This window comes from Sphaerisporangium dianthi (assembly GCF_042654065.1).
In the GTDB taxonomy this organism is placed as follows: Bacteria; Actinomycetota; Actinomycetes; order Streptosporangiales; family Streptosporangiaceae; genus Sphaerisporangium; species Sphaerisporangium dianthi.
In genome coordinates, this window is record NZ_JBHSFP010000023.1 from 1 (window position 1) to 23,499 (window position 23,499).

25 protein-coding genes are annotated in these 23,499 nt (G+C 71.2%); 15 read left to right on the top strand and 10 right to left on the bottom strand.

Annotated elements, in window-relative coordinates; all coding sequences use genetic code 11:
* Window positions 1-659 (bottom strand): glycosyltransferase family protein (locus ACFO60_RS27230; RefSeq protein WP_465269889.1); only part of this gene is annotated, 659 nt, incomplete at its 3' end.
* 3 nt (window positions 660-662) lie between these two features.
* On the bottom strand, window positions 663-1,931 hold the full coding sequence (locus ACFO60_RS27235) for an activator-dependent family glycosyltransferase (protein ID WP_380845184.1): 1,269 nt from the start codon (window positions 1,929-1,931) through the stop codon (window positions 663-665).
* Window positions 1,932-2,221: 290 nt separating this feature from the next.
* Here ACFO60_RS27235 and ACFO60_RS27240 point away from each other — a divergent pair, with 290 nt between their 5' ends.
* The 4 genes from ACFO60_RS27240 to ACFO60_RS27255 are packed head-to-tail and all read left to right on the top strand — an operon-like array spanning window position 2,222 to window position 5,288.
* Window positions 2,222-2,788 carry a hypothetical protein gene (locus ACFO60_RS27240; protein ID WP_380845187.1) on the top strand — a complete coding sequence of 189 codons (567 nt, stop codon included), beginning with the start codon at window positions 2,222-2,224 and terminating at the stop codon, window positions 2,786-2,788.
* Window positions 2,781-3,053: a hypothetical protein gene (locus tag ACFO60_RS27245; protein ID WP_380845190.1), complete on the top strand. Its 273-nt coding sequence runs from the start codon at window positions 2,781-2,783 to the stop codon at window positions 3,051-3,053. Before ACFO60_RS27240 ends, ACFO60_RS27245 begins: the two co-directional genes overlap by 8 nt.
* Window positions 3,054-3,063: 10 nt before the next feature.
* The gene (locus tag ACFO60_RS27250; protein WP_380845193.1) at window positions 3,064-3,606 is read left to right on the top strand and encodes a GNAT family N-acetyltransferase; all 543 of its coding nucleotides are present in this window, start codon (window positions 3,064-3,066) and stop codon (window positions 3,604-3,606) included.
* A gap of 2 nt (window positions 3,607-3,608) precedes the next feature.
* A complete protein-coding gene (locus tag ACFO60_RS27255; protein WP_380845539.1) occupies window positions 3,609-5,288 on the top strand; it encodes a fatty acyl-AMP ligase in 1,680 nt (559 codons plus the stop codon).
* Window positions 5,289-5,399: 111 nt separating this feature from the next.
* Here the strand turns inward: ACFO60_RS27255 and ACFO60_RS27260 are convergent, their stop codons facing one another.
* Window positions 5,400-7,091, bottom strand: coding sequence for an ABC transporter ATP-binding protein (locus ACFO60_RS27260; protein ID WP_380845196.1), 1,692 nt, complete (start codon window positions 7,089-7,091; stop codon window positions 5,400-5,402).
* A gap of 133 nt (window positions 7,092-7,224) precedes the next feature.
* Between ACFO60_RS27260 and ACFO60_RS27265 the strand changes: the two genes are divergently transcribed.
* From ACFO60_RS27265 to ACFO60_RS27285, 5 genes are all read left to right on the top strand, one after another.
* Complete coding sequence (locus ACFO60_RS27265) at window positions 7,225-8,211, top strand: CgnE/CgnB domain-containing protein (protein ID WP_380845199.1); 987 nt, start codon at window positions 7,225-7,227, stop codon at window positions 8,209-8,211.
* A 12-nt stretch (window positions 8,212-8,223) separates the two neighbouring features.
* Complete coding sequence (locus ACFO60_RS27270; RefSeq protein ID WP_380845202.1) at window positions 8,224-8,358, top strand: hypothetical protein; 135 nt, start codon at window positions 8,224-8,226, stop codon at window positions 8,356-8,358.
* A 53-nt stretch (window positions 8,359-8,411) separates the two neighbouring features.
* Window positions 8,412-8,546, top strand: a complete 135-nt coding sequence (locus ACFO60_RS27275) for a hypothetical protein (protein ID WP_380845202.1) — start codon at window positions 8,412-8,414, stop codon at window positions 8,544-8,546.
* Between the two features lie 78 nt (window positions 8,547-8,624).
* Window positions 8,625-8,759 (top strand): hypothetical protein, encoded by a 135-nt coding sequence (locus ACFO60_RS27280; protein ID WP_380845205.1) that lies wholly within the window; start codon window positions 8,625-8,627, stop codon window positions 8,757-8,759.
* A gap of 69 nt (window positions 8,760-8,828) precedes the next feature.
* A complete protein-coding gene (locus ACFO60_RS27285; protein WP_380845207.1) occupies window positions 8,829-10,106 on the top strand; it encodes an amidohydrolase family protein in 1,278 nt (425 codons plus the stop codon).
* On the opposite strand, the gene ACFO60_RS27290 is transcribed toward ACFO60_RS27285, so the two are convergent.
* The 4 genes from ACFO60_RS27290 to ACFO60_RS27305 form a co-directional block, all read right to left on the bottom strand.
* Complete coding sequence (locus ACFO60_RS27290) at window positions 10,101-10,937, bottom strand: LLM class flavin-dependent oxidoreductase (RefSeq protein WP_380845210.1); 837 nt, start codon at window positions 10,935-10,937, stop codon at window positions 10,101-10,103. The two genes, ACFO60_RS27285 and ACFO60_RS27290, sit on opposite strands and share 6 nt — an antisense overlap.
* A gap of 216 nt (window positions 10,938-11,153) precedes the next feature.
* A complete protein-coding gene (locus ACFO60_RS27295) occupies window positions 11,154-11,843 on the bottom strand; it encodes an RDD family protein (protein WP_380845213.1) in 690 nt (229 codons plus the stop codon).
* Complete coding sequence (locus ACFO60_RS27300) at window positions 11,840-12,226, bottom strand: PadR family transcriptional regulator (RefSeq protein ID WP_380845216.1); 387 nt, start codon at window positions 12,224-12,226, stop codon at window positions 11,840-11,842. Before ACFO60_RS27300 ends, ACFO60_RS27295 begins: the two co-directional genes overlap by 4 nt.
* Window positions 12,227-12,323: 97 nt before the next feature.
* A complete protein-coding gene (locus ACFO60_RS27305; RefSeq protein WP_380845219.1) occupies window positions 12,324-13,310 on the bottom strand; it encodes an aldo/keto reductase in 987 nt (328 codons plus the stop codon).
* A 323-nt stretch (window positions 13,311-13,633) separates the two neighbouring features.
* Here ACFO60_RS27305 and ACFO60_RS27310 point away from each other — a divergent pair, with 323 nt between their 5' ends.
* The 5 genes from ACFO60_RS27310 to ACFO60_RS27330 are packed head-to-tail and all read left to right on the top strand — an operon-like array spanning window position 13,634 to window position 18,393.
* Window positions 13,634-14,350 carry an LmbU family transcriptional regulator gene (locus ACFO60_RS27310; RefSeq protein WP_380845222.1) on the top strand — a complete coding sequence of 239 codons (717 nt, stop codon included), beginning with the start codon at window positions 13,634-13,636 and terminating at the stop codon, window positions 14,348-14,350.
* Window positions 14,351-14,383: 33 nt separating this feature from the next.
* Window positions 14,384-15,493 carry a DegT/DnrJ/EryC1/StrS family aminotransferase gene (locus tag ACFO60_RS27315; RefSeq protein ID WP_380845225.1) on the top strand — a complete coding sequence of 370 codons (1,110 nt, stop codon included), beginning with the start codon at window positions 14,384-14,386 and terminating at the stop codon, window positions 15,491-15,493.
* Window positions 15,490-16,794, top strand: a complete 1,305-nt coding sequence (locus ACFO60_RS27320) for an NDP-hexose 2,3-dehydratase family protein (protein ID WP_380845228.1) — start codon at window positions 15,490-15,492, stop codon at window positions 16,792-16,794. Before ACFO60_RS27315 ends, ACFO60_RS27320 begins: the two co-directional genes overlap by 4 nt.
* Before the next feature lie 20 nt (window positions 16,795-16,814).
* On the top strand, window positions 16,815-17,414 hold the full coding sequence (locus tag ACFO60_RS27325; protein WP_380845231.1) for a dTDP-4-dehydrorhamnose 3,5-epimerase family protein: 600 nt from the start codon (window positions 16,815-16,817) through the stop codon (window positions 17,412-17,414).
* Window positions 17,407-18,393, top strand: a complete 987-nt coding sequence (locus tag ACFO60_RS27330; RefSeq protein ID WP_380845234.1) for an NAD-dependent epimerase/dehydratase family protein — start codon at window positions 17,407-17,409, stop codon at window positions 18,391-18,393. Before ACFO60_RS27325 ends, ACFO60_RS27330 begins: the two co-directional genes overlap by 8 nt.
* On the opposite strand, the gene ACFO60_RS27335 is transcribed toward ACFO60_RS27330, so the two are convergent.
* The gene (locus ACFO60_RS27335) at window positions 18,380-19,618 is read right to left on the bottom strand and encodes a methyltransferase domain-containing protein (protein ID WP_380845237.1); all 1,239 of its coding nucleotides are present in this window, start codon (window positions 19,616-19,618) and stop codon (window positions 18,380-18,382) included. The two genes, ACFO60_RS27330 and ACFO60_RS27335, sit on opposite strands and share 14 nt — an antisense overlap.
* A 128-nt stretch (window positions 19,619-19,746) precedes the next feature.
* Window positions 19,747-20,706: a glycosyltransferase family 2 protein gene (locus tag ACFO60_RS27340; RefSeq protein WP_380845240.1), complete on the bottom strand. Its 960-nt coding sequence runs from the start codon at window positions 20,704-20,706 to the stop codon at window positions 19,747-19,749.
* A gap of 151 nt (window positions 20,707-20,857) precedes the next feature.
* Between ACFO60_RS27340 and ACFO60_RS27345 the strand changes: the two genes are divergently transcribed.
* The gene (locus ACFO60_RS27345) at window positions 20,858-21,805 is read left to right on the top strand and encodes an NAD-dependent epimerase/dehydratase family protein (RefSeq protein WP_380845243.1); all 948 of its coding nucleotides are present in this window, start codon (window positions 20,858-20,860) and stop codon (window positions 21,803-21,805) included.
* A gap of 18 nt (window positions 21,806-21,823) precedes the next feature.
* Here the strand turns inward: ACFO60_RS27345 and ACFO60_RS27350 are convergent, their stop codons facing one another.
* Window positions 21,824-23,308: an ArnT family glycosyltransferase gene (locus ACFO60_RS27350; protein WP_380845246.1), complete on the bottom strand. Its 1,485-nt coding sequence runs from the start codon at window positions 23,306-23,308 to the stop codon at window positions 21,824-21,826.
* Window positions 23,309-23,499: the final 191 nt, after the last annotated feature.

The window sequence follows — 23,499 nt, forward strand, 5'->3', positions numbered from 1 at the left end:
GGCAGCCGCACCTCGGCGGGCAGCTGGTCGATCGTCACATGCCCGCACGTCATCACCTCGTCGAACGCCACCCCGTACCGCCCCGCCCACCGCCCCAGCCACTCGGCCAGCAGGTCACGCCGCTCCCCCTCCGCACGCTCGTCCCGCAACCGCACGAAGTGCTCGCGGACCCGGCCGTAGAGGTCGAGCCCCCACAGCGACCGGACGCTGACGGCGCCGGCGACCCGCGCGGCGATCGTCCCCGCGTACGTGCCGGGCTCCCAGATCACCACGTCAGGCCGCCAGGCCCGGCAGAACTCCACCAGCTCGGGCACCATCGGGTCGTTCACCAGCCGCCACCACCACGGCACGACGTCGGCGTAGCCCTTGAGAACGTCCTCCCAGGTGATGGCGTCGGCGGACCCGTCCGCGCGGTCGAAGGGCGGCAGGCCCATGCTCCTGAGCCGCGAGAAGATCTCCTCGCGGGCGCGCACGAGACGCCACACCACGTGGTCCTTGCCGATGGCGACGGCGGTCAGCCCGGTGTCCATGATCGCCTGAGTCTGGGAGGGCTGGCTGGCCACCCGCACCTCGTGCCCGGCCGCGACCAGCGCCTGGGCCAGGGGGACCATGCCGAAGAAGTGCGTCCGTTCGGAGTAGAACGTCAGCAGGACGCGCATGGGTCAGCTCCGGTGTTCGGCCACGCGCCGTTCCAGCTCCGGCACGAGGTCGGCGGGGGTCGGCATGGCGAGCATCTGCTCGCGGAAGGAGGCGGCGCCCGCGGTGAACGACGGCTCGGTCAGGAGCCGCGTCAGGAGCGCGCGCATCGTGTCGCCGGTCACGTCCTTGGCCTCGATGGACAGCGCGCCGCCCTGCTCGGCCAGCTTGCGTCCGAGGATGGGCGCGTCGAACTGGTGCGTCAGCGTGAGCTGGGGCACGCCCGCGAGCCCGGTCGTGAGGATCGTGCCCCAGCCGCCGTGGCTGATCATCGCGGTGCAGGTGCTCGCGAGGGCCTGCAGCGGCACGAACTCCTCCAGCCGGACGTTGGGCGGCAGCGTCCCGAGCTTGTCCTGCTCCTCGGCGGGCACGGTGGCCACGATCTCCACGTCCAGGCCGTCCAGCGCGCCGAGCAGCTCGTCGACCGACACGACGTAGCCGCCCATCCGCTCCACCGCGCTGGTGCCGAGGGTGAAGCCGATCCTCGGCCGCTCGGGCGGGTCCCACAGCCAGCGCGGCACCACCGACCGGCCGCCGTAGGGCACGTAGCGCATGGAGACGGCGGGGAGTCCGGTGTCCAGGCGCATGGTCGGCGGCAGCTGGTCGATCGTGAAGTGGCCGGAGGTCATCTCCTCGGAGAACGCGCCGCCGTACTTGCCCGCCACCATGTCGAGCCAGCCGGCCAGCGTGTCGCCGCCGGGGACGGCGGGTTCCTGGTCGCGCAGGCGCAGGTAGTGGCCGCGCATGTGGCCGAAGACGTCCAGGCCCCACAGCATCCGCGCGTGGGCGGCCCCGGTGAGCGTGGCGGCGATCGGCGCCGCGTAGGTCACCGGCTCCCAGAGCACCAGGTCAGGGCGCCAGGCGCGGCAGAACTCCACCAGGTCGGGCACCATCGGGTCGTTGACCAGCCGCCACCACCACCGGACGGTCTCGTGGTACCCGGCCTGCAGGTCGGCGTAGGTGATCTTCTCGGCCGGGGCGTCCACCAGGTGGAAGGGGGGCGCGGTCGTCGACCACCGGACGTTCTCCCTGCCGGCGAAGGTGTAGACGATGCGATAGAGCTCGCTGTCGCGGCCCACCGGGACGGCGGTGAGGCCGGCATCGGTGATCACTTCGGACAGGGCCGGCTCGCTCGCCACCCGCACCTCGTGGCCCGCGGAGAACAAGGCACATGCGAGTTGCACCATGCCATAGAACTGGGTCTTCTCCCCATAAGTCACAAATAGCACCCGCATGCGAATCAACGTAGCAGCGAACGGATTCGCCTGCCATCAATGCGCGACCGCGATATTCATGGATATGAAGGAGGCGTATCCGATTTGCTCCGCGCACCGGCGCGCGAGCACGGAAACGGCCTCGCGCATGACGGCGCGGCGCCCCATTCGCATTCACGCGACGCGAGCGTGTTTGACGACGCGGGCCGCCCCGCCGAATACTGGCCGGGCGAGCCGGGCGGGCCGTTCACGTCGGCCGACGCACCGGAGACGACGGCCGGGGACGTCCCGCCGGCGGGACGGGAAACGAGGTGCCGTTCATGTTGTTTCCGCATATCCAATCACCTGGAGTCGAGTTACAGCCGGTGTCGGCGGCGGACGGGGAGAAAGTCTACGAACTGCTGATCCAGTACGGGGCCGGCGGCCTGCCGACGCTGGAGGCATTCCGGCGGAACAACGCCGGGGGCGCCATGGCGCAGTTTCTCGTGCACGGCAGAGCCGAGGAGAGAACCGTGGGCGTGGCCACGCTGCGCGATTTCAATCCGGCCGGCCATATCAAGGCCGATATCAGGGTGAGCACGGCGCACGGCCCCGAGACGACCGCGCTGGTCCTCAACTACGCGTTCGCCATGTGGAACCTCAGGAAGGTCTACGTGCACGCGACCGAGGCCGATCACGAGGCCGCCGGCCTGGCCGATCCCCTGATCAGCCCGCTCCTGCGGCGCGAGGCCCTGCTCCCCCGCCACGTGTTCGCCCGGGGAAGGCACTGGAATCTGAGCGTCTACTCGGTCTACCGCGACGCGTGGGAGAAGCACGCGCCGGACATCTTGGACGCCCTCGTGCCGACCCCCGACAAGGAAGCCGATGACCATGCCTGACAGGACCCTGGACAAGGACCTCGTCCTTCTTCGCATCGTGGAGACCGCCGAGGCCTACCGCGAGGAACTGCCCGACCTCCCCGAGGAGATCGAGCTGACCGACCTGGACTCCTTCACGATGGTCCAGCTCATCCTGAACCTCGAGGACAAGCTCGGCATCGTCGTGCTGGAGAAGGTCCCCGAGTTCCAGGGCAAGACGTTCGACGAGCTCGCCGACTTCATCGTCGAGACCGCCACCGACGCCACCGGGCCAGAGCCGCGATAGGAGCGCCGTCATGCCGCTGCCGATCCTCGAATCGCGCCGCGTCCGGCTCAGGCCGGCCGGCGCCGACGACGGAGTCGTCCTGTACCGCATCCTGCTGCGGCTCGGGCTGAGCACCCTGCCCACGCAGGAGGCGTTCCTGTCGGAGTTCGCCGGGCACGCCGCCGCGCAGTTCCGCATCGAGCGCCGCGACACCGGCGAGGTGGTCGGCTTCAGCTCGCTGCACGAGCTGGACCCCGCCGGCCACGTCGATCTGGGCGTCTACACCGACCCGGCCAAGATCCTGCCCGGGCTCGGCGCCGAGGCGGGCATCCTGACGATCAACTACGCCTTCGCGACCTGGAACATCCACAAGGTCTACATCCGCACGACCCGCGCCAGCATCCCCAGCATGGGGCTGTCGATCAACCTGCTGGCCGAGGAGGGCGTCCTGCGCGACCACCTGTACTTCCAGGGGACGCTCTGGGACCTGCACATCTTCGCGATGTACCGCGAGAAGTGGATGGAGTTCGACGCCGAGCGCACCATCAGGCACCTGGCGCCGTCGGCGTCGTGACGATGGAGACCCTCGTCCAGGCCGTGCGGCGCCGCGCCGAGGCCGACGGCGCGGCCGCGGCCGTCACCCACCTGCACTACCCCGTGCGCCAGGGCGGCGGCCGCCGGGTCGCGGCGACCACGCTGACCTACGGCGAGCTCGACGAGCGCGCCAGGGCCGTCGCGGCCGAGCTGCAACGCACCTGCGCGCCCGGCGCCCGGGCGGCGGTGCTGTGCCCGCACGACCCGAGCTACGTCGTCGCCTTCCTCGCGTGCCTGTACGCGGGGGTCGTCGCGGTGCCCCTGCACGGCCCGGACGCGCTGCACGGCAGATCCCGGCTCGCGTCCGTGCTGGCCGACTGCCGCCCGGAGGCCGTCCTGACCTCCTCCGCCTCCGCCGCGGCCGTGCGCCGCGCCCTCGCGGCGGCGGGCCCCGCGGCGCCGCGCACGCTCATCGAGACCGACGCGTGCGACGACGCCGCCTCCTGGCGGCCGGTGGAGGCCGGCCCGGACGCCCCGGCCTACCTGCAGTACACCTCGGGCTCCACCGCCGCGCCCGCGGGCGTGCGCATCACAGGGCGCAACCTGGCCGCCACCTCCGCGCAGCTGAGCGCCCACTTCCCCGGCGCCGCCACGCTGGTCTCCTGGGTGCCGTTCTTCCATGACATGGGCCTGGTCTTCGGCATCGCGCACCCGCTGAGCGCGGGCGCCCACGCGATCCACCTCAGCCCGATGTCCTTCGTCCAGGACCCGCGGCGCTGGCTGAGCGCCATCGGCGACTACCGGGCCGACTGGAGCGTCACCCCGCGCTTCGGCCTCACCCACTGCGTGCGCGCGGTGCGCGAGGAGCACAGAGGCACGCTCGACCTCAGCAGCCTCCGCTCGCTGAACATCGCGGGAGAGGCGGTGCACGCCGACGCCGTGGCGGCGTTCGCGGACGCCTTCTCCGGCTGCGGGCTCTCCCCCTCGGCCCTGGCCCCGAGCTACGGCCTGGCCGAGGCCACGCTGGCCGTCACCGCGCCGCCGCTCGGCGAGGGCCTGGTCGCCCACGACTTCGACCGCTCCGCGCTCGCCGAGGGCAAGGTCGTCGTGGCCGGCGACTCCTCGGCGGCCACCCAGCGCCTGGTCGCCTGCGGGCGTCCCAAGGCCGGGGTGTCGGTTCGCATCGCCGACCCGGGGGACGGCGCCGTGCTGCCGCCCGGCCTCGTGGGAGAGATCCTGGTCAGCGGGCCGAACGTCGCCGACGGCTACTGGGAGGCGCCCGAGCGCACCGCCGCCGCCTTCGGCGCGGGAGACGGATGGCTGCGCACCGGCGACCTCGGCTTCTTCCACGACGAGCGGCTCTACATCGTCGGCCGCGCCGGCGAGGTGATCATCATCCGCGGGCGCAACCACCACCCCTCCGACATCGAGGAGACCATCGAGCGGGCCCACGTCCGCACCACCGCCGCGGCCTTCGCCGTCGAGGCGGACGGCGCCGAACGGCTCGTGGTGGTCGTCGAGTGCGACCAGGCCCGGCTCGCGGCCGGCGAGGCCGCGCGGCTGGGGTTCGCCCGCGAGGTCGCCCGCACCGTGACGGGAGTGCACGGCGTCAGCGTCCACGATCTGGTCCTGGTGCGGCAGGGCAGCCTGCCGCGCACCAGCAGCGGCAAGATCCAGCGCGGCCGGTGCAAGGAGCACTACCGGTCCGGCGCCTTCGCCTGACCCGCCCCCTCCCCCGCACGGCCCCGGCCGGGACGCGCCTTCACCCGCTCGCACCGGCACGGGGCCGGCTCGGCGCGGGATGTCCCGCCGGCGGGACATCCCGCGCCGCCGTCATCTGCGGGCGCCCTCGCCGTCGGGCTCCGCGGTGAGGAACTGGGTGGCGGCCAGCTCGGTGTACAGCGCGTCGCCGGCGACCAGCTGCTGGTGGGTGCCCACCGCCCGCACCCGGCCCGCCTCCATCACGACGATCTGGTCGGCCTGCATCACCGTGGAGAGCCGGTGCGCCACCACCAGCACCGTCGTCATCCGGGCCGCCACCGCGACCGCCTCGCGCAGCGCCAGCTCGTTCACCGCGTCCAGCTGCGAGGTCGCCTCGTCGAGCAGCAGCAGCCGCGGCCGGCGCAGCAGCGCCCGCGCGATGGCGACCCGCTGCCGCTCCCCGCCCGACAGCCGGTTGCCCCGGTGGCCCACCACGGTCGCGAGCCCGCTGGGAAGGCCGGCCACCAGCCCGTCGAGCCTGGTCGCCACCAGCACGTCGTGGATCTCCTGGTCGGTGGCGTGCGGCGCGGCCAGCACGAGGTTCTCGCGGAGCGTGCCGTCCAGCACGGGCGCGTCCTGCTCGACGTAGCCCATGGCCGCGCGCAGCGCGTCCAGCGGCCAGTCACGCACGTCCACCCCGTCCAGGAGCACCCGGCCGGAGGACGGCTCGTAGAACCGCTCGATGAGGGCGAACACCGTGGACTTGCCCGCCCCCGAAGGCCCGACGAAGGCCGTCATCCCGCCGGGCGGGACGGTGAAGCTCACCCCGTTGTGCACCTGCTCGCGCTCGTCGCTGTAGCGGAAGTACACCTCGTCGAAGCGGACGGAGGCCGGGCGCCCGCCCGTCTCCGGACCGGGCAGGCCGGCCGGCTCGGGGTCGACGTCCAGCGCCGCGACCTCCTGGAGCCGGTGGACGGCCGCGGTGCCCACCTGGAGCTGGGAGACAGCGTTCATGACCTGCTCGAACGGGCCCACCAGGTAGAACAGGTAGAGCAGGAACGAGATCAGCGTGGACAGCTCGATGGTGCCGACCGCCACCCTTGCGCCACCCAGCCCGAGCACCGCCAAGATGGCCGCCGGCACGGCGAAGCCCATGGCCGAGCTGATCAGCGCGTTCCACCCCACAGCGGTCACGCCGTGCCGCCGCGCGCGCTCGGCGGCGCCGCGGATCGCCTCGATCTGCCGGCTCTCGGCGCCGGACGCCTTGACCGTCCGGAACGCGCCGAGCATCTTCTCGGTCGCCGCGCCGACCGCGCCCACCGCCTCCTGCGCGCGCTCGGTGGCCTTGCGGATGTTGGGCGCCATCAGCCCGAGGACGGCGAGGTTGACGGCGAACACCGCGGCGGTCGCGCCGAACAGCAGCGGGTCGAGCACGCACATGACGGCCAGCATGGCCAGCAGCGACAGCGTGCCGACGAAGCCGTCCACCAGCGAGCGGGTCACCACCTCGCGCAGCAGCACGGTGTCGGAGGTCATCCGGGCCATGAGGTCGCCCGGCTGGACGCGGTCCATGGCCGCCGGCCGCAGCCGGGCGATGCGGGAGACCAGGCTCATCCGCGCGGAGAACACCACGGTCTCCGCGGCCCTGCCCAGGATGTAGCCGGACAGGGCGTTCGCCCCCGCGCCGATCACGACCAGCACGGCCAGGCCGGCCAGCAGGCCGGTCATGGCCTCGCCCTTGCCGAGGGTGTCCACCAGCCGCCCCGCGGCCAGCGGCTGGACCAGCGCCGCCGCGCTGCCGGCCAGAGTGAGAATGCCGGCCACCGAAATCGCGACGAGATGCGGCGAAGCATATCCGGCGAGTATTTTCAATTGCCTTCCCACATGTCCCTCCAACGCTTTCCCACTGCCGGGCCAATCTATTGTCGGCATGCTATCCCGCAGTTACCATGACGCCATGAACCCCCATAAGGACACCCTTCTCAAAACCCCGGAAGGTGGCCTGCGACAGGTCTTCCCCGAAGGGGACGTCCATGTCGCGACCGACGACGCGGAACTCGCCCAGTACGGTGCGGAACTGGGCCTGAAGACCCTGCTCATCGAGGATGTGCAGGGGCTTCCCCCGGGCGCCAACGTGGCCGTTTTCCTGCGCAACGGCCTGGTCAGCCGCGAGGTTCGCAAAACGTTCCGCGGAATGCGCGCCCTCCTCATTCCGATCTCCAGTTTCGACTCCTCACTGGAGATCGCCAGGTACACCTTGAGAATGGTCCTCGAAACGGACTATGAAAAGGCGTGCGAATGGAACCGCTATTGGGCGCGCAGCATCGCGGAGGAGTCCGGTTCGCTGGTATTCCACAGTGATCCGGCGGGCGGCGCGGACGCTCCGGTCTCCACGAGGCTCAAGTGCTCACTGGCGACCGAGCTGCGGGCCAACGCCTGGCTGCAGCCGCCGATCGAGCCCGGCCAGTGGGTCAGCATCGCCAGCTACGCCGAGTTCTCGATCACGGCGCCGTCGTCGTCCAACTGGCACGGGGCGTTCACCATCGAGGGCACGGCCGTGGCCTCGGGGGTGCTCGTCGCCACCGACGCGCGGGTCACCGACGAGGGCGCCGAGCGCATCGAGCGCGCCAAGCGGCTGCGCGACGAGATGGCGGCGCAGGGCGACGTCACGCTCCACCTGAAGAACAGCCAGCTGGTCTCCGTCACCGGTGCCGATGGCAGGGACTTCACCGACGCCGTCAAGGAGACGACCAACCCCAAGTACGAGGGGCACGTCCTCGAACTCGGCATAGGCACCAACATGGCGCTGCTCCCGCACGTGGACTGGCGTCACAACTCGCAGCTCAACGAGGGTGCGGGCCCGGTGCACCTCGGCTTCGGCGAGGGCATCACCGGCGCGCACATGGATTTCGTGGTGGCCGACGGCGGCCATCGCTTCGAGTAGAAGGAGAACACAATGCGCATGATCACCATGGATCACCAGTCCTGGGACATGGACGAGACCGGCGACGTGCAGCGCGAGCCCGTCCGCGTGGGGGCCGCCGACCCGGTCGAGGCCGCCGGCATCTCCTACGGCTACGCCCGCATCTGAGGCGTCGCGTCCCATCCCCGCACATCCGAACCCAAGCGAACAAGGAGACCACAATGCGCATGATCACCATGGATCACCAGTCCTGGGACATGGACGAGACCGGCGACGTGCAGCGCGAGCCCGTCCGCGTGGGGGCCGCCGACCCGGTCGAGGCCGCCGGCATCTCCTACGGCTACGCCCGCATCTGAGGCGTCGCGCCCGATCCACCCGCACACCCCAGCCGCGGCCGACGCCGGCCGCCGAACCCGCGAAGTGAGGAGGAAACCATGCGCATGATCACCATGGAGTACCAGTCCTGGGACATGGACGAGCTCGGCAACGTGCTGCGCGAGCCGGGCCACGTCGACTCCGCCGACCCCGTCGAGGCGGCGATCATTCCGTACGGATACGCGCGGATCTGAACAGGGTCACCCATGCCCGCACACGGGCTTCGGCCCGTGTGCGGGCATGCCGTACGCAGAAGGGTCATCATGTCTACTGATCAGCGCTACGTCGTCATCTCGTCGGACTGCCACGGCGGCGCGGGCCTGCTGGAATATCGCGACTACCTGGACCCCTCCTACCGCGAGGAGTTCGACCGGTGGGCCGCCGGCTACGAGATCCCCTACGAGGATCTGAAGGGCGAGCAGGGCACCAGGAACTGGGACTCCGGCCGTCGCCTGCGCGAGCTGGAGGAGGACGGCGTGGTCGCGGAGGTGCTGTTCCCCAACACCATCCCGCCGTTCTTCTCGGCCTCCTCCCTCGGCAGCCAGCGCGCCGGCGAGTCGCGCGCGGACCTCGAGCGCCGCTGGGCCGGGCTGAAGGCGCACAACAGGTGGCTCGCCGAGTTCTGCGCCGAGGCGCGGGGCCGTCGCTCGGGCGTCATGCAGATCATGCTGTACGACATCGAGCAGGCCGTGCGGGAGATCCGCTGGGCGGCGGAGGCCGGGCTGCGCGGCGGCGTGCTGCTGCCGGGCGCCCCTCCGGGGTCGGGGCTGCCGCCGCTGTACTACCACGACTACTACGACCCGCTGTGGCAGGTCTGCGCCGAGCTGGGCCTGCCGATCAACTGCCACAGCGGCAGCGCGGCGCCGAGGACCGGCGACCGGCCCGAGGACCACGTGTTCTTCATGCTGGACCTGCGCTGGTGGGACCAGCACACCCTGCGGCATCTGATCCTCGGCGGCGTGCTCGAACGGCACCCGGAGCTGAAGGTGGTCTTCACCGAGGAAGGGCTCGGCTGGATTCCGAGCCAGTTGAAGGCCATGGACGGGTTCTGCGCGTCCATGCGGCGCGACGGCAGCGAGGAGCTGTCCCACGGCGCCCAGGTCGTCGGCAGGCTCTCGCTGACGCCCAGCGAGTACTGGGACAGGCAGTGCTACGTGGGCGCGAGCTTCATGCACCCGTCCGAGACGGCCATCCGGGACCGCATCGGGGTCGACAAGATCATGTGGGGCAGCGACTACCCCCATGTGGAGGCCAGCTACCCATACTCCAAGGAGGCCATCTCCTTCAGCTACGCGGGCGTCCCGGAGGCCGAGGTGGAGCGCATGCTCGGCGGGACCGCGGCGGAGCTGTTCGGCTTCGACATGGACCTGCTGCGGCCGATCGCCGAACGCGTCGGGCCGCTGCGCGCGCAGGTGTCCGCGGGAGTGGACACGGCCGAACTGCCGGCGGGCGTCGTCAAGTGCCCGGCGTTCGCCGGGATCGTCCCGGGCTCCGCCCAGGCGCGCTGGGCGGACAACCGTAAGGGACAGGCGGGGTCATGACAGGGCGGGCGCGACCTCGGCCATGAAGCGCTCGAGGTCCGCCACCCCTCCCCGGGGATCCACCATCTGGATCACGAAGTGCTCCACCCCCAGCTCGCGGTCGCGGCGCAGCTCGCGCGCGATCGCGTCGGGGGTGCCGTACAGCACCCAGTCGGAGGCGCCGCGCGCCGGGGCGAACCCGATCGAGTAGTTGGCCGAGACGCGGGCGTCGCCGACCTGCGGGATCAGCTCGGCCAGCCGATGGCGGTCGGGCGCCCAGCAGTTCCACCAGCTCGCCTTCGCCTTCACCAGTTCCAGGGTGCGCGGGCCCGTCCCTCCGACGAACAGGGGGATCGGCCGCTGGAGCGACGCCGGGCCCGCCATCTCGTCCTTGACGGTGAAGTACGCGCCGCGGAAGTCGACCGGCTCTCCCGTCGCCATGGCGGCCACGATGTCGATCGTCTCGGCGAGCTTGGCCAGGCGCACGGCCGGCGGGTCGCTGCTGAGGCCGAGCTCGGTCAGCTCGCTCGGCGAGGACCCCCACCCGAGCCCGAGGTCGAGCCGCCCGCCGCTGACATGGTCGAGCGTCACGGCCATCCGGGCCAGCAGCGCCGGCGGCCGGAACGCCGCGCACAGCACCAGGTGCCCGACGCGGATCGTCGAGGTGCGGGCGGCGGCGGCGGTGGCGAGGGTCCAGCCCTCGAACGTGCCTCCGGGCAGGCCGGGAAGCCGCAGATGGTCCATGAACCACACCGCCTGGAACCCGCACGACTCGGCCGCCTGGGACAGCTCGATCAGCTGGGAAGGGCTGCGGCCCACCTGGGGAAGGTAGAGACCGAAGGTCGGGGACATGGGCGCCTCTCAGGTGTCGGCGCGGGGCTGCTCGCCCGGCGCGGTGGACCGCCGGCGGGCGGGCCGCCCGCGGGGAGCGCCGGCGCGCCCGGTCCGCGTGGCGCCGGGCCTCCGGCGGGGAGCCCCGGCGGGGGCCCCGGTGGGTGGGGAGCCCAGGTGGGTGGGAGCCCCGGCATGGCGGCGGGCTTCGGCGGGGGGCGAGGCGCCCCGATCACCTCACTCGACGCCGCCCGCGGCCTGCCGCTCGCTCATGGCCTTGGCGCGGTCGCCGCCGGCCCCGATCACGACGGTGTGCGTCACGTGCTCGAGGATGCGCCTGCGCTCGTTGAAGACGATGGGCAGCCAGTCGACCCAGGCGATGGGCCCGAGTAGCAGGCAGACGCGCCGGAAGACGCCGTCGCCGACGTGGATCTTCAGGCCGTTCTCGGTGACCACGCGCAGGCCCATGAGCGCCTTGCCGGGGGTGGTGCCCCACGTGCCCTCGAGGACCCCGAGGATGATGATCGACCATAGCAAGGCGAGCGGGACTCCGATGCCGTGGAGGAACCCGCCGTCCTCCTGGTAGACCCACGGCGGGAACGCCAAGGAGATGTCGTGCCCGCGCCTGATCGCCTGCACGGCCAGGGCGGCCGAGATGCCGATGAGCGGCAGGTGGTCGATCAGTATCGCCCCGATGCGCCGTCCGAGCGGCGCGTAAGGGAGCGTGGCGCCCTTGGCGAAGGTGGCCGCCGCGGACGCGGGCGTGCCGAGCCGCTCCAGGGCCTCGGCGAGCTCGCCCTCCTCCGCCGCGTCGGACAGGTGGCCGACGAGCTCCTGCCTGCGCCGCGCCTTGTCCTGCGCCGAGCCGGCGAGATGGCCCTCGAACGCGCGCGCGTACTCTTCGATGATCTGACCGTCATCCTTCATTTCCGCACCTCATCCAGCATCGCGAGAAGCTCGGTCATGGCCTCCACCAGCCCGTTCCACTCGGCTCGCAGCAGCTCGAGGTGGCGGCGGCCCTGCTCGGTGATCTGGTAGTACTTCCGCGGTCTGACGCGACCCTCGGTCTCCCACGTGGGGGTGATGTGACCGGCGTCCTCCAACCGGTGGAGCAACGGGTAGAGCGTGCCCTCCTTGATCTCCAGCACCGCGAGACCCGAGCCTCGCATGAGCTTCAGCAGCTCGTAACCGTAGCGGCGGCCGGAGTGGAGGACCGACAGCACCGCCATCTCGGCCGTGCCCCGCGTCAGCTCCCGTCGAAGGCGGCTCAGGTCCGGCGTGTCCGTCCCGGGCGGTGCCTCGTCCTCCATGTTCGCATCGTAAGACCCGATGCCTTGCGTCACAAGGTATCGGGTCCATCGAGGCTTCCGTCCGGCGGACAGGCTCGCCTCACGACACTGCCCTCGGCTACCAGGCCCATGCCTCCGGGCCGGGCCCGCCGTTGCCGACCGGAGGGAACAGCTCCTCCAGCCTCGCCAGCACGTGGGCGTCGAGGTCGAGCTCCAGCGCGCGCAGCGCCCCGCCGAGATGGTCGAGCGTGCGCGGCCCGATGACCGCCCCGGTCACGCCCGGACGCGACAGCACCCACCTCAGCGCGATCTCCGCCGGGTCGGCGCCCAGCTCCGCGCAGAACTTCTCGTAGGCGGCCACGGCGTCCCTGCACCTGTCCAGCGCGGCCATCGCCCTGCCCTGGGCCGTCTTCACGGCCGTGCCCTCCTCCAGCTTGCGCAGCGCCCCGCCGAGCAGCCCGCCGTGCAGCGGGGACCAGGCGAGCACGCCTATGCCGTAGGCCTCGGCCGCCGGGATGAGCTCCACCTCGACGTGCCGGGTCACCAGGTTGTAGACGCACTGCTCGGAGGCCAGGCCGAGGAAGTTGCGCCGGTTGGCGGCCTCCTGGGCCGAGACCAGATGCCAGCCGGCGAAGTTGGACGAACCCACGTACCGGACCTTGCCCTGGCCGACGAGGATCTCCATGGCCTGCCAGACCTCCTCCCACGGCGCCGCCCGGTCGACGTGGTGCATCTGGAACAGGTCGATCCAGTCGGTGCGCAGACGGCGGAGCGAGTCCTCGCACGAGGCGATGATGTGCCGCGCGGACAGCCCTCCGTCGTTGGGCCAGTCGCTCATCGGGTTGAACACCTTCGTGGCCAGCACGACCTTCTCCCTGCGCTGCCCTCCCTGCGCGAACCAGGAGCCGATGATCTCCTCGGTCAGGCCGCGGCGGACCTGCCAGCCGTAATGGTTGGCCGTGTCGAAGAAGTTGACCCCCTGTTCCAGAGCCTCGTTCATGAGATGCATTCCCTCCGCCTCGGTGGTGCGCACCCCCAGGTTCAGAGTTCCCAGGCAGAGCCTGCTCACCTTGAGTGCCGTACGGCCGAGCCGTGCGTATTGCATTTCTCATCACCGCCCTTGGTCTCGCCACAATGGGTGTGAGTTAGATTGAATCAATGCGAATTCCCGCCATACTGATCGGGTGTCCCGCCGGCGGGACGGCACGGACGGGGGGCCGACACGGCGCGCATAATTGCGCACACGAAATGCGACGACCCGGTTTCCCCAGGTGGGCCCGCTGGTCACGAACATCGGACAATGCATATCCTGACCCGCGACACCTACAATCCAGTGTTATCGCTTTCCTCTTGCGTTCCCGCACCAGGGGCGTCTAGATCTTGTATCGCAGCCAAGCGTTCCACCGACGCCAAGGGGGCAAATTCTCGATGTCTCTCCGAGGACCCGGCACTTCAGTATCGGCGGCCCCGATCAGGAATTCCAATGAGACGCGGAACGGCCGGCTTCCGCTGGACGGCTCGGCGCTGACCCGCCGGACGAGCCTTTCCCTGCCGCCCAGGCTTTCGCTGAACGAATGGCAGAGACTCGGCCGGCAGATCTTCGTCATCTCCGACTCGTCCGCCTGGTGGCTGGGCGACTGGCTGATCTACGGTCAGGCCACCTTCCCCAACCGGTACAAACGAGCGATCGCGGAGACCTCGCTCGACTACCAGACGCTCAGAAACTACGCCTGGGTCGCACGGCGCGTCACCGCCGCGCGGCGCAGGGACAAGCTCAGCTTCCAGCACCACGCGGAGGTCGCGAGCCTGCCCGAGGACAAACAGGACGAGTGGCTGAGCCAGGCCGAGAAGCACGGCTGGTCCCGCAACGAACTGCGCAAGAGGATCAGGGAGGACAGGAACGGCGGCGCCCGCGCCGCCGCGGTGTCCTCCATCCACGTCAACGTCATCGAAGAGCGCAGGGAGCGCTGGGTCCTGGCCGCACGTCAGGCCGACCAGGACCTGCTCAACTGGATGCTCTCCGTTCTCGACGACGCCGCGCAGGCCGTACTGGAAAGCACCGACGCGCGGCCCGAACTGCCGGGCGGCGATGAATCTCGCAGGGTCGAGGTCGTGAACGGCTCGATCGAACGCGTTCCGGCCTGACCGTACTTCTTTGAGCGGAGGTGACTCGCGACCATGTCTCTTCTCGTGTGGGACTACACGCGCGAGTACGAGAACGAGCGCCATGACATCCTGGCGGCCGTCGACACGGTGTTCCGATCCGGCCAGCTCATCCTCGGTCCGAAGGTGGAACAGTTCGAGCGCGACTTCGCCGCCTACCACGACGTGCCCCACTGCGTCGGCGTGGACAACGGGACCAACGCCATCGTCCTGGGGTTGCAGGCGATCGGCGTCGGCCAGGGTGACGAAGTGATCACCGTGTCGAACACGGCGGCCCCGACGGTGGTCGCCATCGACGCGGTGGGCGCCAGACCGGTCTTCGTGGACGTCCACGAGGACACCTATCTGATGGACGTCGACCAGGTGGCGGCCGCCATCACCGACCGCACGCGCTGCCTGCTCCCGGTGCACCTGTACGGGCAGTGTGTGGACATGACGCCACTGACGGCGCTGGCCGCCGACCGCGGCATCCCCATCCTGGAGGACTGCGCCCAGGCCCACGGCGCGCGCCGGAGCGGCCGGGTGGCCGGATCGTGGGGCAAGGCGGCGGCGTTCTCCTTCTACCCGACCAAGGTGCTCGGCGCGTACGGCGACGGCGGGGCCACCATCACCTCCGACGACGAGGTGGCCGCCAACCTGCGGCGCCTGCGCTACTACGGCATGGAGGACCGCTACTACGTGGTCGCGACGCCGGGGCACAACAGCCGGCTCGACGAGGTCCAGGCCGAGATCCTGCGCAGGAAGCTGACGCGGATGGACGAGTACATCGGCGCGCGGCGGGCCGTCGCGGCCCGGTACGCCGAAGGGCTCGGCGACACCGGCCTGACGCTTCCCGCCGTGGCGCCGGGCAACGAGCACGTCTACTACCTGTACGTGGTGCGCCATCCCGAGCGCGAGCGGATCCTGACGGCGCTGCGGTCCTACGGGATCATGCTCAACGTCAGCTACCGCTGGCCGGTCCACACGATGAGCGGCTTCTCCCACCTGGGCTACGCCGCCGGCGACCTGCCGGTCACCGAGAGGTGCGCCGGCGAGATCTTCTCCCTGCCGATGTACCCGTCGCTGTCGGTCAGCGACCAGTCCAAGGTCATCGACGCCCTCCGCCACACGCTGGACACGCTGTGAACGACGGATTCGCCGCGTGGTGGGCCGACCGGCACCGGGCGACGAGGTTCGAGGTGCGGCGGATCCCGTTCGCGAAGCTGGACCGGTGGGACTTCGAGCCGGGCAGCGGCAACCTGGCGCACGAGAGCGGTTCCTTCTTCACCGTCGAAGGGCTGCGCGTCAGGAACGACGACAGGCGTTCGTGGTCGCAGCCCATCATCAACCAGCCGGAGATCGGCATCCTGGGCGTCCTGGTCAAGGACGTCGACGGGGAGCCGCACTGCCTGATGCAGGCCAAGATGGAGCCGGGCAACGTCAACACCCTCCAGCTGTCCCCCACGGTGCAGGCGACACGCAGCAACTTCACCCGGGTGCACCGCGGCGGGACCACCCGCCACCTGGAGCACTTCGCCGGCTCAGGCCGGGGGAAGGTGCTGGTCGACAGCCTGCAGTCCGAGCAGGGCGCCTGGTTCTGGCACAAGCACAACCGCAACATGGTCGTCGAGGCGACCGCGGAGGTGCCCGAGCACGAGGACTTCCGCTGGCTGCCGCTGCACCGGCTGCGGCGGCTCATGCGGCGGCCCAACCTCGTCAACATGGACGCCCGCACCGTGCTGGCGTGCATGCGGTTCACTCCCCCCGAGGACGCCGCCGACCCGTTCACCGGCGCCCTGGTGCGCTCGTACCGGGCCAGGTCCGGGCTGCACACCACGGCCGAGGTGCTGAGCTGGCTGACCGAGGCCAGGACCCGGTGCGACTGGCGGACCCGCCTGATCCCGCTCGGCGAGGTGTCGGGCTGGTCGCGGACCGACGACGAGATCCTCCACGACGAGGGCAAGAGCTTCCGCATCCTCGCCGTCGAGGTGGAGGCCGGCAACCGGGAGGTCACCCGCTGGTCGCAGCCGCTGCTCGCGCCGCGCGGCAAGGGCCTCGCGGCCTTCCTGACCAGGGCCGTCGACGGCGTGCTGCACCTGCTGGTGCAGACGCGGCTCGAACCCGGGCTGCGCGACGTGGTGGAGCTCGCGCCCACGCTCCAGCTCTCCGCCGGGGACGATCCCGGCGACCGGCCCTACGCCAGGGAGCTGCTCGCGGCCGACCGCGGGCGCGTGCGCTTCGACACCGTCATGTCGGAGGAGGGCGGCCGGTTCTACCACGCGCAGACCCGCTATCTGGTGGTGGAGGCCGACCCCGGCCTGCCGCCGGAGGTCCCCGAGGACTTCCGCTGGGTGACCGTGCGCCAGCTCATGGACCTGCTGAGGCACGGCCACTACGTCAACGTCGAGGCGCGCAGCCTGATCGCGTGCCTGCACAGCCTGTGGTGACCTGAAAGGACTGGCCGATCGTGCGCGCACGCAAGCTCTCCGTCGAGGGGGCCGTCGAGTTCACCCCCGAGGTCTTCCCCGACGAGCGGGGACTGTTCGCCTCGCCCTACCAGGAACCGGCCTTCGTCGAGGCCGTGGGCCGGCCGCTGTTCCCCGTGGCGCAGACCAGCCACAGCAGGTCGCGGCGCGGGGTGGTCAGGGGCGTCCACTACACGGCCACCCCGCCGGGCAACGCCAAGTACGTCTACTGCCCGCAGGGCAGGGCGCTGGACCTGATCGTCGATCTGCGCACGGGCTCGCCGACCTTCGGCGCGTGGGACGCGGTGGAGCTCACCCCGGGGAGCTATCGCTCGGTCTACCTGCCCATCGGGGTCGGGCACGCCTTCGTGATCCTCGAGGACGACACGATCATGTCGTACCTGCTGTCCATGTTCTACGATCCCGCCGTCGAGCTGGCGATCTCCCCCCTGGACCCCGCGCTCGGCCTGCCCATCCCCGCCGGCCTCGATCCCCTCCTTTCGCCCCGCGACCGCGAGGCGCCCACGCTCGCCGCGGCGATGGAGGCGGGGACCCTGCCCGAGTACGACGTCTGCCAGCGCATGGAGGCCGCCCGTGCCTGACGGGCCGCTGGTCACCGTGCTCGGCGCGTCCGGATTCATCGGCTCCGCGGTCGCCGCCGCGCTGGCCGCGCGGCCGATCCGGCTCAGGCTGGTGACCCGCCGCCCGGCGGCGCCGCCGCCGGGCCCGGCGGCGGTGGAGGTCCTCGCCGCCGATCTGACCGGCGAGGGCGCGGTGGAGAAGGCGGTGGCGGGCTCCGACGCCGTGCTGCACCTCGTGGCGCACATCTCCGGCACGGGCGCCTGGCGGGTCTCCGACGGCGACAGGCTCGGCGAGCTGGTCAACCTGGGCCTGCTCGGCCGGGTGACGCACGCGTTGCGCGGCCGCGCGGAACCCCCCGTCGTGGTGTTCACCGGCTCCACCAGCCAGGCGGGCGCCGACGGGTGGGTGGACGGCAGCGAGGCCGACCGGCCGGTCACCGCCTACGACCGGCAGAAGATCGCCGCCGAGCGCGTGCTCGGCGCCGCGACCGCGGACGGCTCGGTGCGGGGCATCGCGCTCCGGCTGCCCACGGTGTACGGCGCCGGCCCGGCGTCCTGCGGGCCAGGCAAGGGCGTGGTGGCGGCGATGGCACGCCGCGCCTACGCCGGCGAGCCGCTGGAGATGTGGCACGACGGTTCGGTGGAACGCGACCTGCTGCACGTCGGCGACGCCGCCGCGGCGCTGCTGGCCGCGCTGGACCACGCCCGCGAGCTCGCGGCGGCCTCCGAGCAGCCGTGGGTCATCGGCACCGGCGTGCCCACCCGGCTCGCGGAGCTGTGCGCCGAGGTCTCCGGGGCGGTGGCCGCCCTGACCGGACGGCCGCCGGTGCCCGTCGTCACGGTGCCGCCGCCCCCCGAGGCGACGACCGCCGACTTCCTCGGCTCGGTCGCCGACTCCTCCGCCTTCCGCCGGGTCACCGGCTGGCGGCCCCGGGTGCCGTGGCGGGCCGGAGTGCGGCGGACGGTGGCGGCCATGACCACCCCGGTCACACCACCCTGACCTCCGGGACGTAGGTGATCCACTTGCCGCCGGCCTGCTCGAACGCGGTCTCCTTGGCCATGATCTCGGCGGCGTGGTTCCACGCGAACAGGACGGCGTAGTCGGGATAGGGGTCGGCGAACGCCTCCGGCCCGCGCACCGGGATGTGCGACCCCGGCGTCACCGTCCCCTGCTTGGCCTCGGTGCTGTCGCAGATGAACGGGATCAGGCCGGGGCCGATGCCGCAGTAGTTGAGCACGGTGGCGCTCTTGGCGGTGGCGCCGTAGCCGGCGACCCGCCTGCCCTGCCCCTTCAGCTCGGTCAGCAGCGTGACGAGCCGCTCGCGCGCCCGCTCGACCCTGGCGCCGAACGCGGCGAGGGTGGCCTCGGCGGTCAGCTCGCGCGCCTGTTCCTCGGCCAGCAGCTCGGCGACCGCGGGCGCCGGCGTGCGCGCCCCCGCGCGGGCCAGCGTGTAGCGCGCCTCTCCCCCGTGAACCGGCAGGCGTTCCACGTCGACCAGCTCCAGCCCGTAGGGCCGCGCGGCCGCGCGCACCGAGCCCACGGTGAAGAAGTAGAAGTGCTCGTCGTAGATCTGGTCGAACGACGCCCGCTCCACGATGTCCAGGAAGTAGGGGTCCTCGAACACGAACACCCCGTCCGGGCCGAGAAGGGCGTCCACGCCGCGCAGGATCGAGTCCAGGTAGGGGATGTGGCACAGGGTGTTGGCCGCGTAGATCACGTCGGCCGGGCCGTCCTGGGCGCGGATCTCCCTGGCCACGGCCTCCTCGAAGAAGCTCTTGCGCACGCGCACGCCCTTGGCGGCGGCCAGGTCGGCGACCCCGCCCGACGGCTCGACCCCGAGGTGCCTGACGCCCGCCTCGGCGACGACGCGCAGCATGGCCCCGTCGTTGCAGCCGAGCTCGACGATGAACGGGTCGGGGCCGGTGAGCTCGGTCTCAAGGAATCGCCCGGCGGCCTTCGCGAAATGGTCCCGCATGACCGACGACCCGGAGGAGACATAGGGGTAGCCGGCGTGGAACATGCGATCGCGCGGCACCTCTTCCATGAGCTGGACCATGGTGCACGACGCGCAGCTTCCGACGGCGAGCCGGTAGAAGAACTCGTCGGCCGGCGGCTTTTCGAGGAAGGCGTCGGACAGCGGCTGCCGCCCGAAATCGAAGAATTCAGTGACCCGACCGCCGCAGATGCGGCACCGGTGTTCCGGATTTCCCGGTGCAGAAGACATCGGCGCTCCTCCGTCCACGATTTTCCGTCCATTCTCACCGGCGCCGTGAATGGCGTCCATCCCGGCGGGACAATTGTCATTCCTCATTCCCGGGCGCGTGTCTCGCCAGCGGGACGGCCGGGCCCGGTTCAGCCGGTCACGGCGCTCGGCTCGGCCTGCCGCTCCCGCTGGTCCGGCGCCCACGACGGGCCGCCGTCGAGGGTGTCGGCGGCGCGCACGGGGACGCTGGCCTCCCTGATGTAGTACGGGCGAAGGCCTCCCGCCTCGCGCATGAGCCGCCGCAGATAGCGGGCCACCAGGCCGACGGAGCCCAGGGTCAGGCCGCTCAGCAGCACGCCGCCCGCCCCGAGGAGCGCCGGCCCTGCCGCCCCCGCCACCCCGGCGATCGCCAGCACGGCCGCGAGCAGGGCGCCCGCGGCGGCCATCGCGTAGACGGCGCTGAGCGGACGCCAGGAGAACCCGAAGAACAGCTCCAGGCTGTAGGCGGTCAGTTTGCCGAGGCCCAGCCTGGACCTGCCCTCGGTGCGCGCCCGGTGGGAGACCGGCGTCAGGGCGTACCTGGCCCCCACCAGCGGCACCGCCGGGATGAACCACGACAGCCCGAGGTCGACGACGGTCCGGGCGACCGAGCTCCTGGCCACGCGGAAGTTGGAGGAGCCGGGCGGGAAGTCGATGCCGAAGACGCGCCCGGCCAGCCAGTGCAGCATGAACGAGCCGAGCTTCCTGACGAGGGGATCCTTTCGGCCCTGCCGCATCCCGAAGACGACGTCGTAGCCCTCGGCGGCCTTGTCGAGCAGCCGCCTGATCTCGGTGGGCGCCACCTGGAGGTCCGCGTCGCACTGCACGGTCCATTCCTTGGCGGCGTAGCGGAACCCGGCCACCTCGACGGCGGCGAGCCCGAAGTTCCGGGTGAAGGACAGATAGTTCACCCTCGGGTCCATGCGCGCGAGGCCGCGGATACGCGCGAGGGAATCATCGGTGCTGCCGTCGTCGACGAACAGTATTTCAAGGTCGTCGATTTCGGCCAGCGCCTCGGTGAGTTCTCGGTAGGCGACCTCGACCTGCCTTCCCTCATTGAGACACGGCACCAGGACAGTGAGGCCGCCATTCATTATGACCCTCCGGTAGACCGGCGAACGTTCAATGGCCCGTGGAATCCATCCGGCGATTACAGTAATATCCCAGCACTGGTCGTCTCTGCAAATATCATTCCCGGGAAAAAGAATCGGTGGGCGGAACATGAAGGTGGGAGTCACCGGCGGAAACGGTTTCATCGGGCAATACGTATGCGAGGAGCTCGTGAAACGCGGGCACGAGCCGATGGTCTTCGACCATCGCGGGCGATGCCCCGGAGGGCCATGGGAGGTGATGATCGGCGACGTCCGCGACGCCACCGCCATGAGCGAGCTGGCCGCGCAGTGCGACGGGATCATCCATCTGGCCGCGGTGCTCGGCACACAGGAGACCATCACCAACCCCCGGCCCGCCGCCGAGACCAACCTGCAGGGCGGTCTCAACTTCCTGGAGGCCGTGGCCCAGTACGACCTGCCCGGCGTCTACATCTGCGTCGGGAACCACTGGATGAACAACAGCTACTCCATCACCAAGACGGCGGTGGAGCGCTTCGTCCAGATGTTCAACTCCCACCGGGGCACCCGGGTCAACTGCGTGCGCGTGGTGAACGCCTACGGCCCGGGGCAGAAGGCGGCGCCGCCGTTCGCCGCCGGCAAGGTCAGGAAGATCACTCCCGCCGTGGTGTGCCGCGCGCTGTCGGGCATGCCGGTCGAGCTGTACGGCGGCGGCAGACAGATCTCCGACATGGTGTGGGTGGGCGACGCGGCCCGCGGGCTGGTCGCCGCCCTGGAGACCGCGGCGGCCGGCCGGGTGCTCGACCAGGTGGTCGAGGTCGGGCCGATGAAGTCGACCAGCATCCGCGAGGTCGCCGAGCTGATCATCGACCTCTGCGCCGACAGGGGGTACCCGCGGGTGCCCGTCCACGAGCTGCCCATGCGCCCCGGCGAGACCCCTGACACCCCGGTCACGGTCGACTCCTCCACGCTGCTCGACGTCGGGATGGCGCCCGACTCGCTGGTGCCGCTCAGGGACGGCATGGCGCTCACCGTGGACTGGTTCATCGAGAACCACGGGGTCACCTGGACCGCCCCTGAGGCCGGCGTTCACGCCTGACAGGCCCTCCGGCCCCGGCTACTCCGCCACCTCCAGGCGGCGCAGCCGGGGCCAGAGGCTCGACCAGGGCTCGGTGCGCCCCTCGCACAGCCAGATCGGCGTGCCGATCTCCAGGCCCACCCTGCCCTCGACGGCGCCCACCTTCCGCACCTGCCCGAAGCGCCCTCGCAACGGGCCGGGGTCGTCGCCGACGTACAGCGCGGCCGTCGCGCTCTCCGGCGGCGCGCCGAAGTACCAGTAGCCGCGGGATCCGCTGTAGACGGCGGGGAGCCCGCGGCCGGCGCGGTAGACCTCCAGGGCCCCCGCCTGCCAGTAGGTCTCGGCGAGCAGCACGGTGTCGCGGCGGACGGGCTCGGGCAGCGCCCTGTGGGCCCGCGCGACCGAGTCCGCCAGCTCGGGCCAGCCGAACTGCGAGATCGTCGTCGCGACGGCCAGATCGGACATCTGCTCCTCCGTCGGCTGCCTGACGTCGGAGGCGGGCGTCAGCGGCAGGCCCATGACGCCCAGGGCCGCCGAGGCGGCCAGCAGCGGCCAGGAGACCCACCACCACCAGCGGCGACGGGCCGCGAGTGCCTCCAGCCGCACCGCGCCGGCCGCCCAGGCGATCGGGAAGACGCCCACGACGTGGTAGAAGCGGCCGCCGGTGAGCCCCACGAACAGGATCACCCCCAGCGCGGCCAGCCCCAGGAACCGGTAGGCGCGCAGGTCCTTCGCCGCGAGCAGGCGCCAGAGGCCGTAGCACAGCAGAAGGGTGCCCGCCACGACGCCGCCGAGCAGCAGCACCCAGACGACGAAGCCGACGCCCCGGCGGCCGAACAGCGCCTCCTCCTGCGCGACGACCTCGGCGAAGGCCAGCGCCGGCCATCCGTGGGCCGCCTGCCAGGCCAGCCCGGGAACGGCCGACACCACCGCGACCGCGCCTCCGAGCCACAGCATGCGCGAGCGCGGCAGGTCGCGGGGGCCGACCGCGAGAGCGCTGACGAGCAGGAACGCCCAGAGCATCGGGATGAGCAGCTTGACCTGCAACGCGACGGCCGTCACGACACCGGCCCACAGCAGCGGCCGGTCGTCGCCGGCCGGGCCGTACGGCCCCCGCCCGCGCAGCCGGACCCAGCGCACCACCAGCCAGGTGACGACCGTCCACGAGACCATGTCCAGCGTTCCGGTGTCCAGCAATTGGCCGGTGCTGACGAACGCCGCGAAATAGGCGACCGCGCTCACGATCTGCGCGGCGGCGGCTCCGCCCAATTCCCGCGTGATCTGCGCGGTGACCACCGCGCCCGCCGCCAACGCCAGCGGCGAGACCAGCCGCAGCGCGAAGAGTGAACCGGGGAACAAGGTGTCCGCCAGCCACGCCAGCGCGGGGACCAGCGGTTGCTGGTCCACATATCCCCAGCTCAGATGCCGCCCCGAGGCGATGAGATAGAGCTCGTCGCTGAAATACCCGTAGCGGCCCAGCGTCGGCAGCGAGACGGCCACGACGACGAGAAAGACGATTGACAATCCTTTCCAGGCCAGCGGGCGAACCACTGGAGCGACCACACTCCGGTACTCGATTTTCGTGCCGTCCATCGCCGTCCAATTCATATTGTCCTGCCGCGTTCCGGGAATCGCAGAATAGGCATTCCATGTTTTATGGTCCATAATGCTGTCCCGCCGGCGGGACAGCGCCGCGCGCCGTCGCCGGGCTATCG

Bases quoted from the DNA above. Each gene is read 5' to 3' on its own strand.
- ACFO60_RS27235 (WP_380845184.1), bottom strand. From the start codon at position 1,931: ATGCGGGTGCTATTTGTGACTTATGGGGAGAAGACCCAGTTCTATGGC.
- ACFO60_RS27245 (WP_380845190.1), top strand. From the start codon at position 2,781: ATGCCTGACAGGACCCTGGACAAGGACCTCGTCCTTCTTCGCATCGTG.
- ACFO60_RS27250 (WP_380845193.1), top strand. From the start codon at position 3,064: ATGCCGCTGCCGATCCTCGAATCGCGCCGCGTCCGGCTCAGGCCGGCC.
- ACFO60_RS27255 (WP_380845539.1), top strand. From the start codon at position 3,609: ATGGAGACCCTCGTCCAGGCCGTGCGGCGCCGCGCCGAGGCCGACGGC.
- ACFO60_RS27265 (WP_380845199.1), top strand. From the start codon at position 7,225: ATGAACCCCCATAAGGACACCCTTCTCAAAACCCCGGAAGGTGGCCTG.
- ACFO60_RS27270 (WP_380845202.1), top strand. From the start codon at position 8,224: ATGCGCATGATCACCATGGATCACCAGTCCTGGGACATGGACGAGACC.
- ACFO60_RS27275 (WP_380845202.1), top strand. From the start codon at position 8,412: ATGCGCATGATCACCATGGATCACCAGTCCTGGGACATGGACGAGACC.
- ACFO60_RS27280 (WP_380845205.1), top strand. From the start codon at position 8,625: ATGCGCATGATCACCATGGAGTACCAGTCCTGGGACATGGACGAGCTC.
- ACFO60_RS27285 (WP_380845207.1), top strand. From the start codon at position 8,829: ATGTCTACTGATCAGCGCTACGTCGTCATCTCGTCGGACTGCCACGGC.
- ACFO60_RS27290 (WP_380845210.1), bottom strand. From the start codon at position 10,937: ATGTCCCCGACCTTCGGTCTCTACCTTCCCCAGGTGGGCCGCAGCCCT.
- ACFO60_RS27295 (WP_380845213.1), bottom strand. From the start codon at position 11,843: ATGAAGGATGACGGTCAGATCATCGAAGAGTACGCGCGCGCGTTCGAG.
- ACFO60_RS27300 (WP_380845216.1), bottom strand. From the start codon at position 12,226: ATGGAGGACGAGGCACCGCCCGGGACGGACACGCCGGACCTGAGCCGC.
- ACFO60_RS27305 (WP_380845219.1), bottom strand. From the start codon at position 13,310: ATGCAATACGCACGGCTCGGCCGTACGGCACTCAAGGTGAGCAGGCTC.
- ACFO60_RS27310 (WP_380845222.1), top strand. From the start codon at position 13,634: ATGTCTCTCCGAGGACCCGGCACTTCAGTATCGGCGGCCCCGATCAGG.
- ACFO60_RS27315 (WP_380845225.1), top strand. From the start codon at position 14,384: ATGTCTCTTCTCGTGTGGGACTACACGCGCGAGTACGAGAACGAGCGC.
- ACFO60_RS27335 (WP_380845237.1), bottom strand. From the start codon at position 19,618: ATGTCTTCTGCACCGGGAAATCCGGAACACCGGTGCCGCATCTGCGGC.
- ACFO60_RS27345 (WP_380845243.1), top strand. From the start codon at position 20,858: ATGAAGGTGGGAGTCACCGGCGGAAACGGTTTCATCGGGCAATACGTA.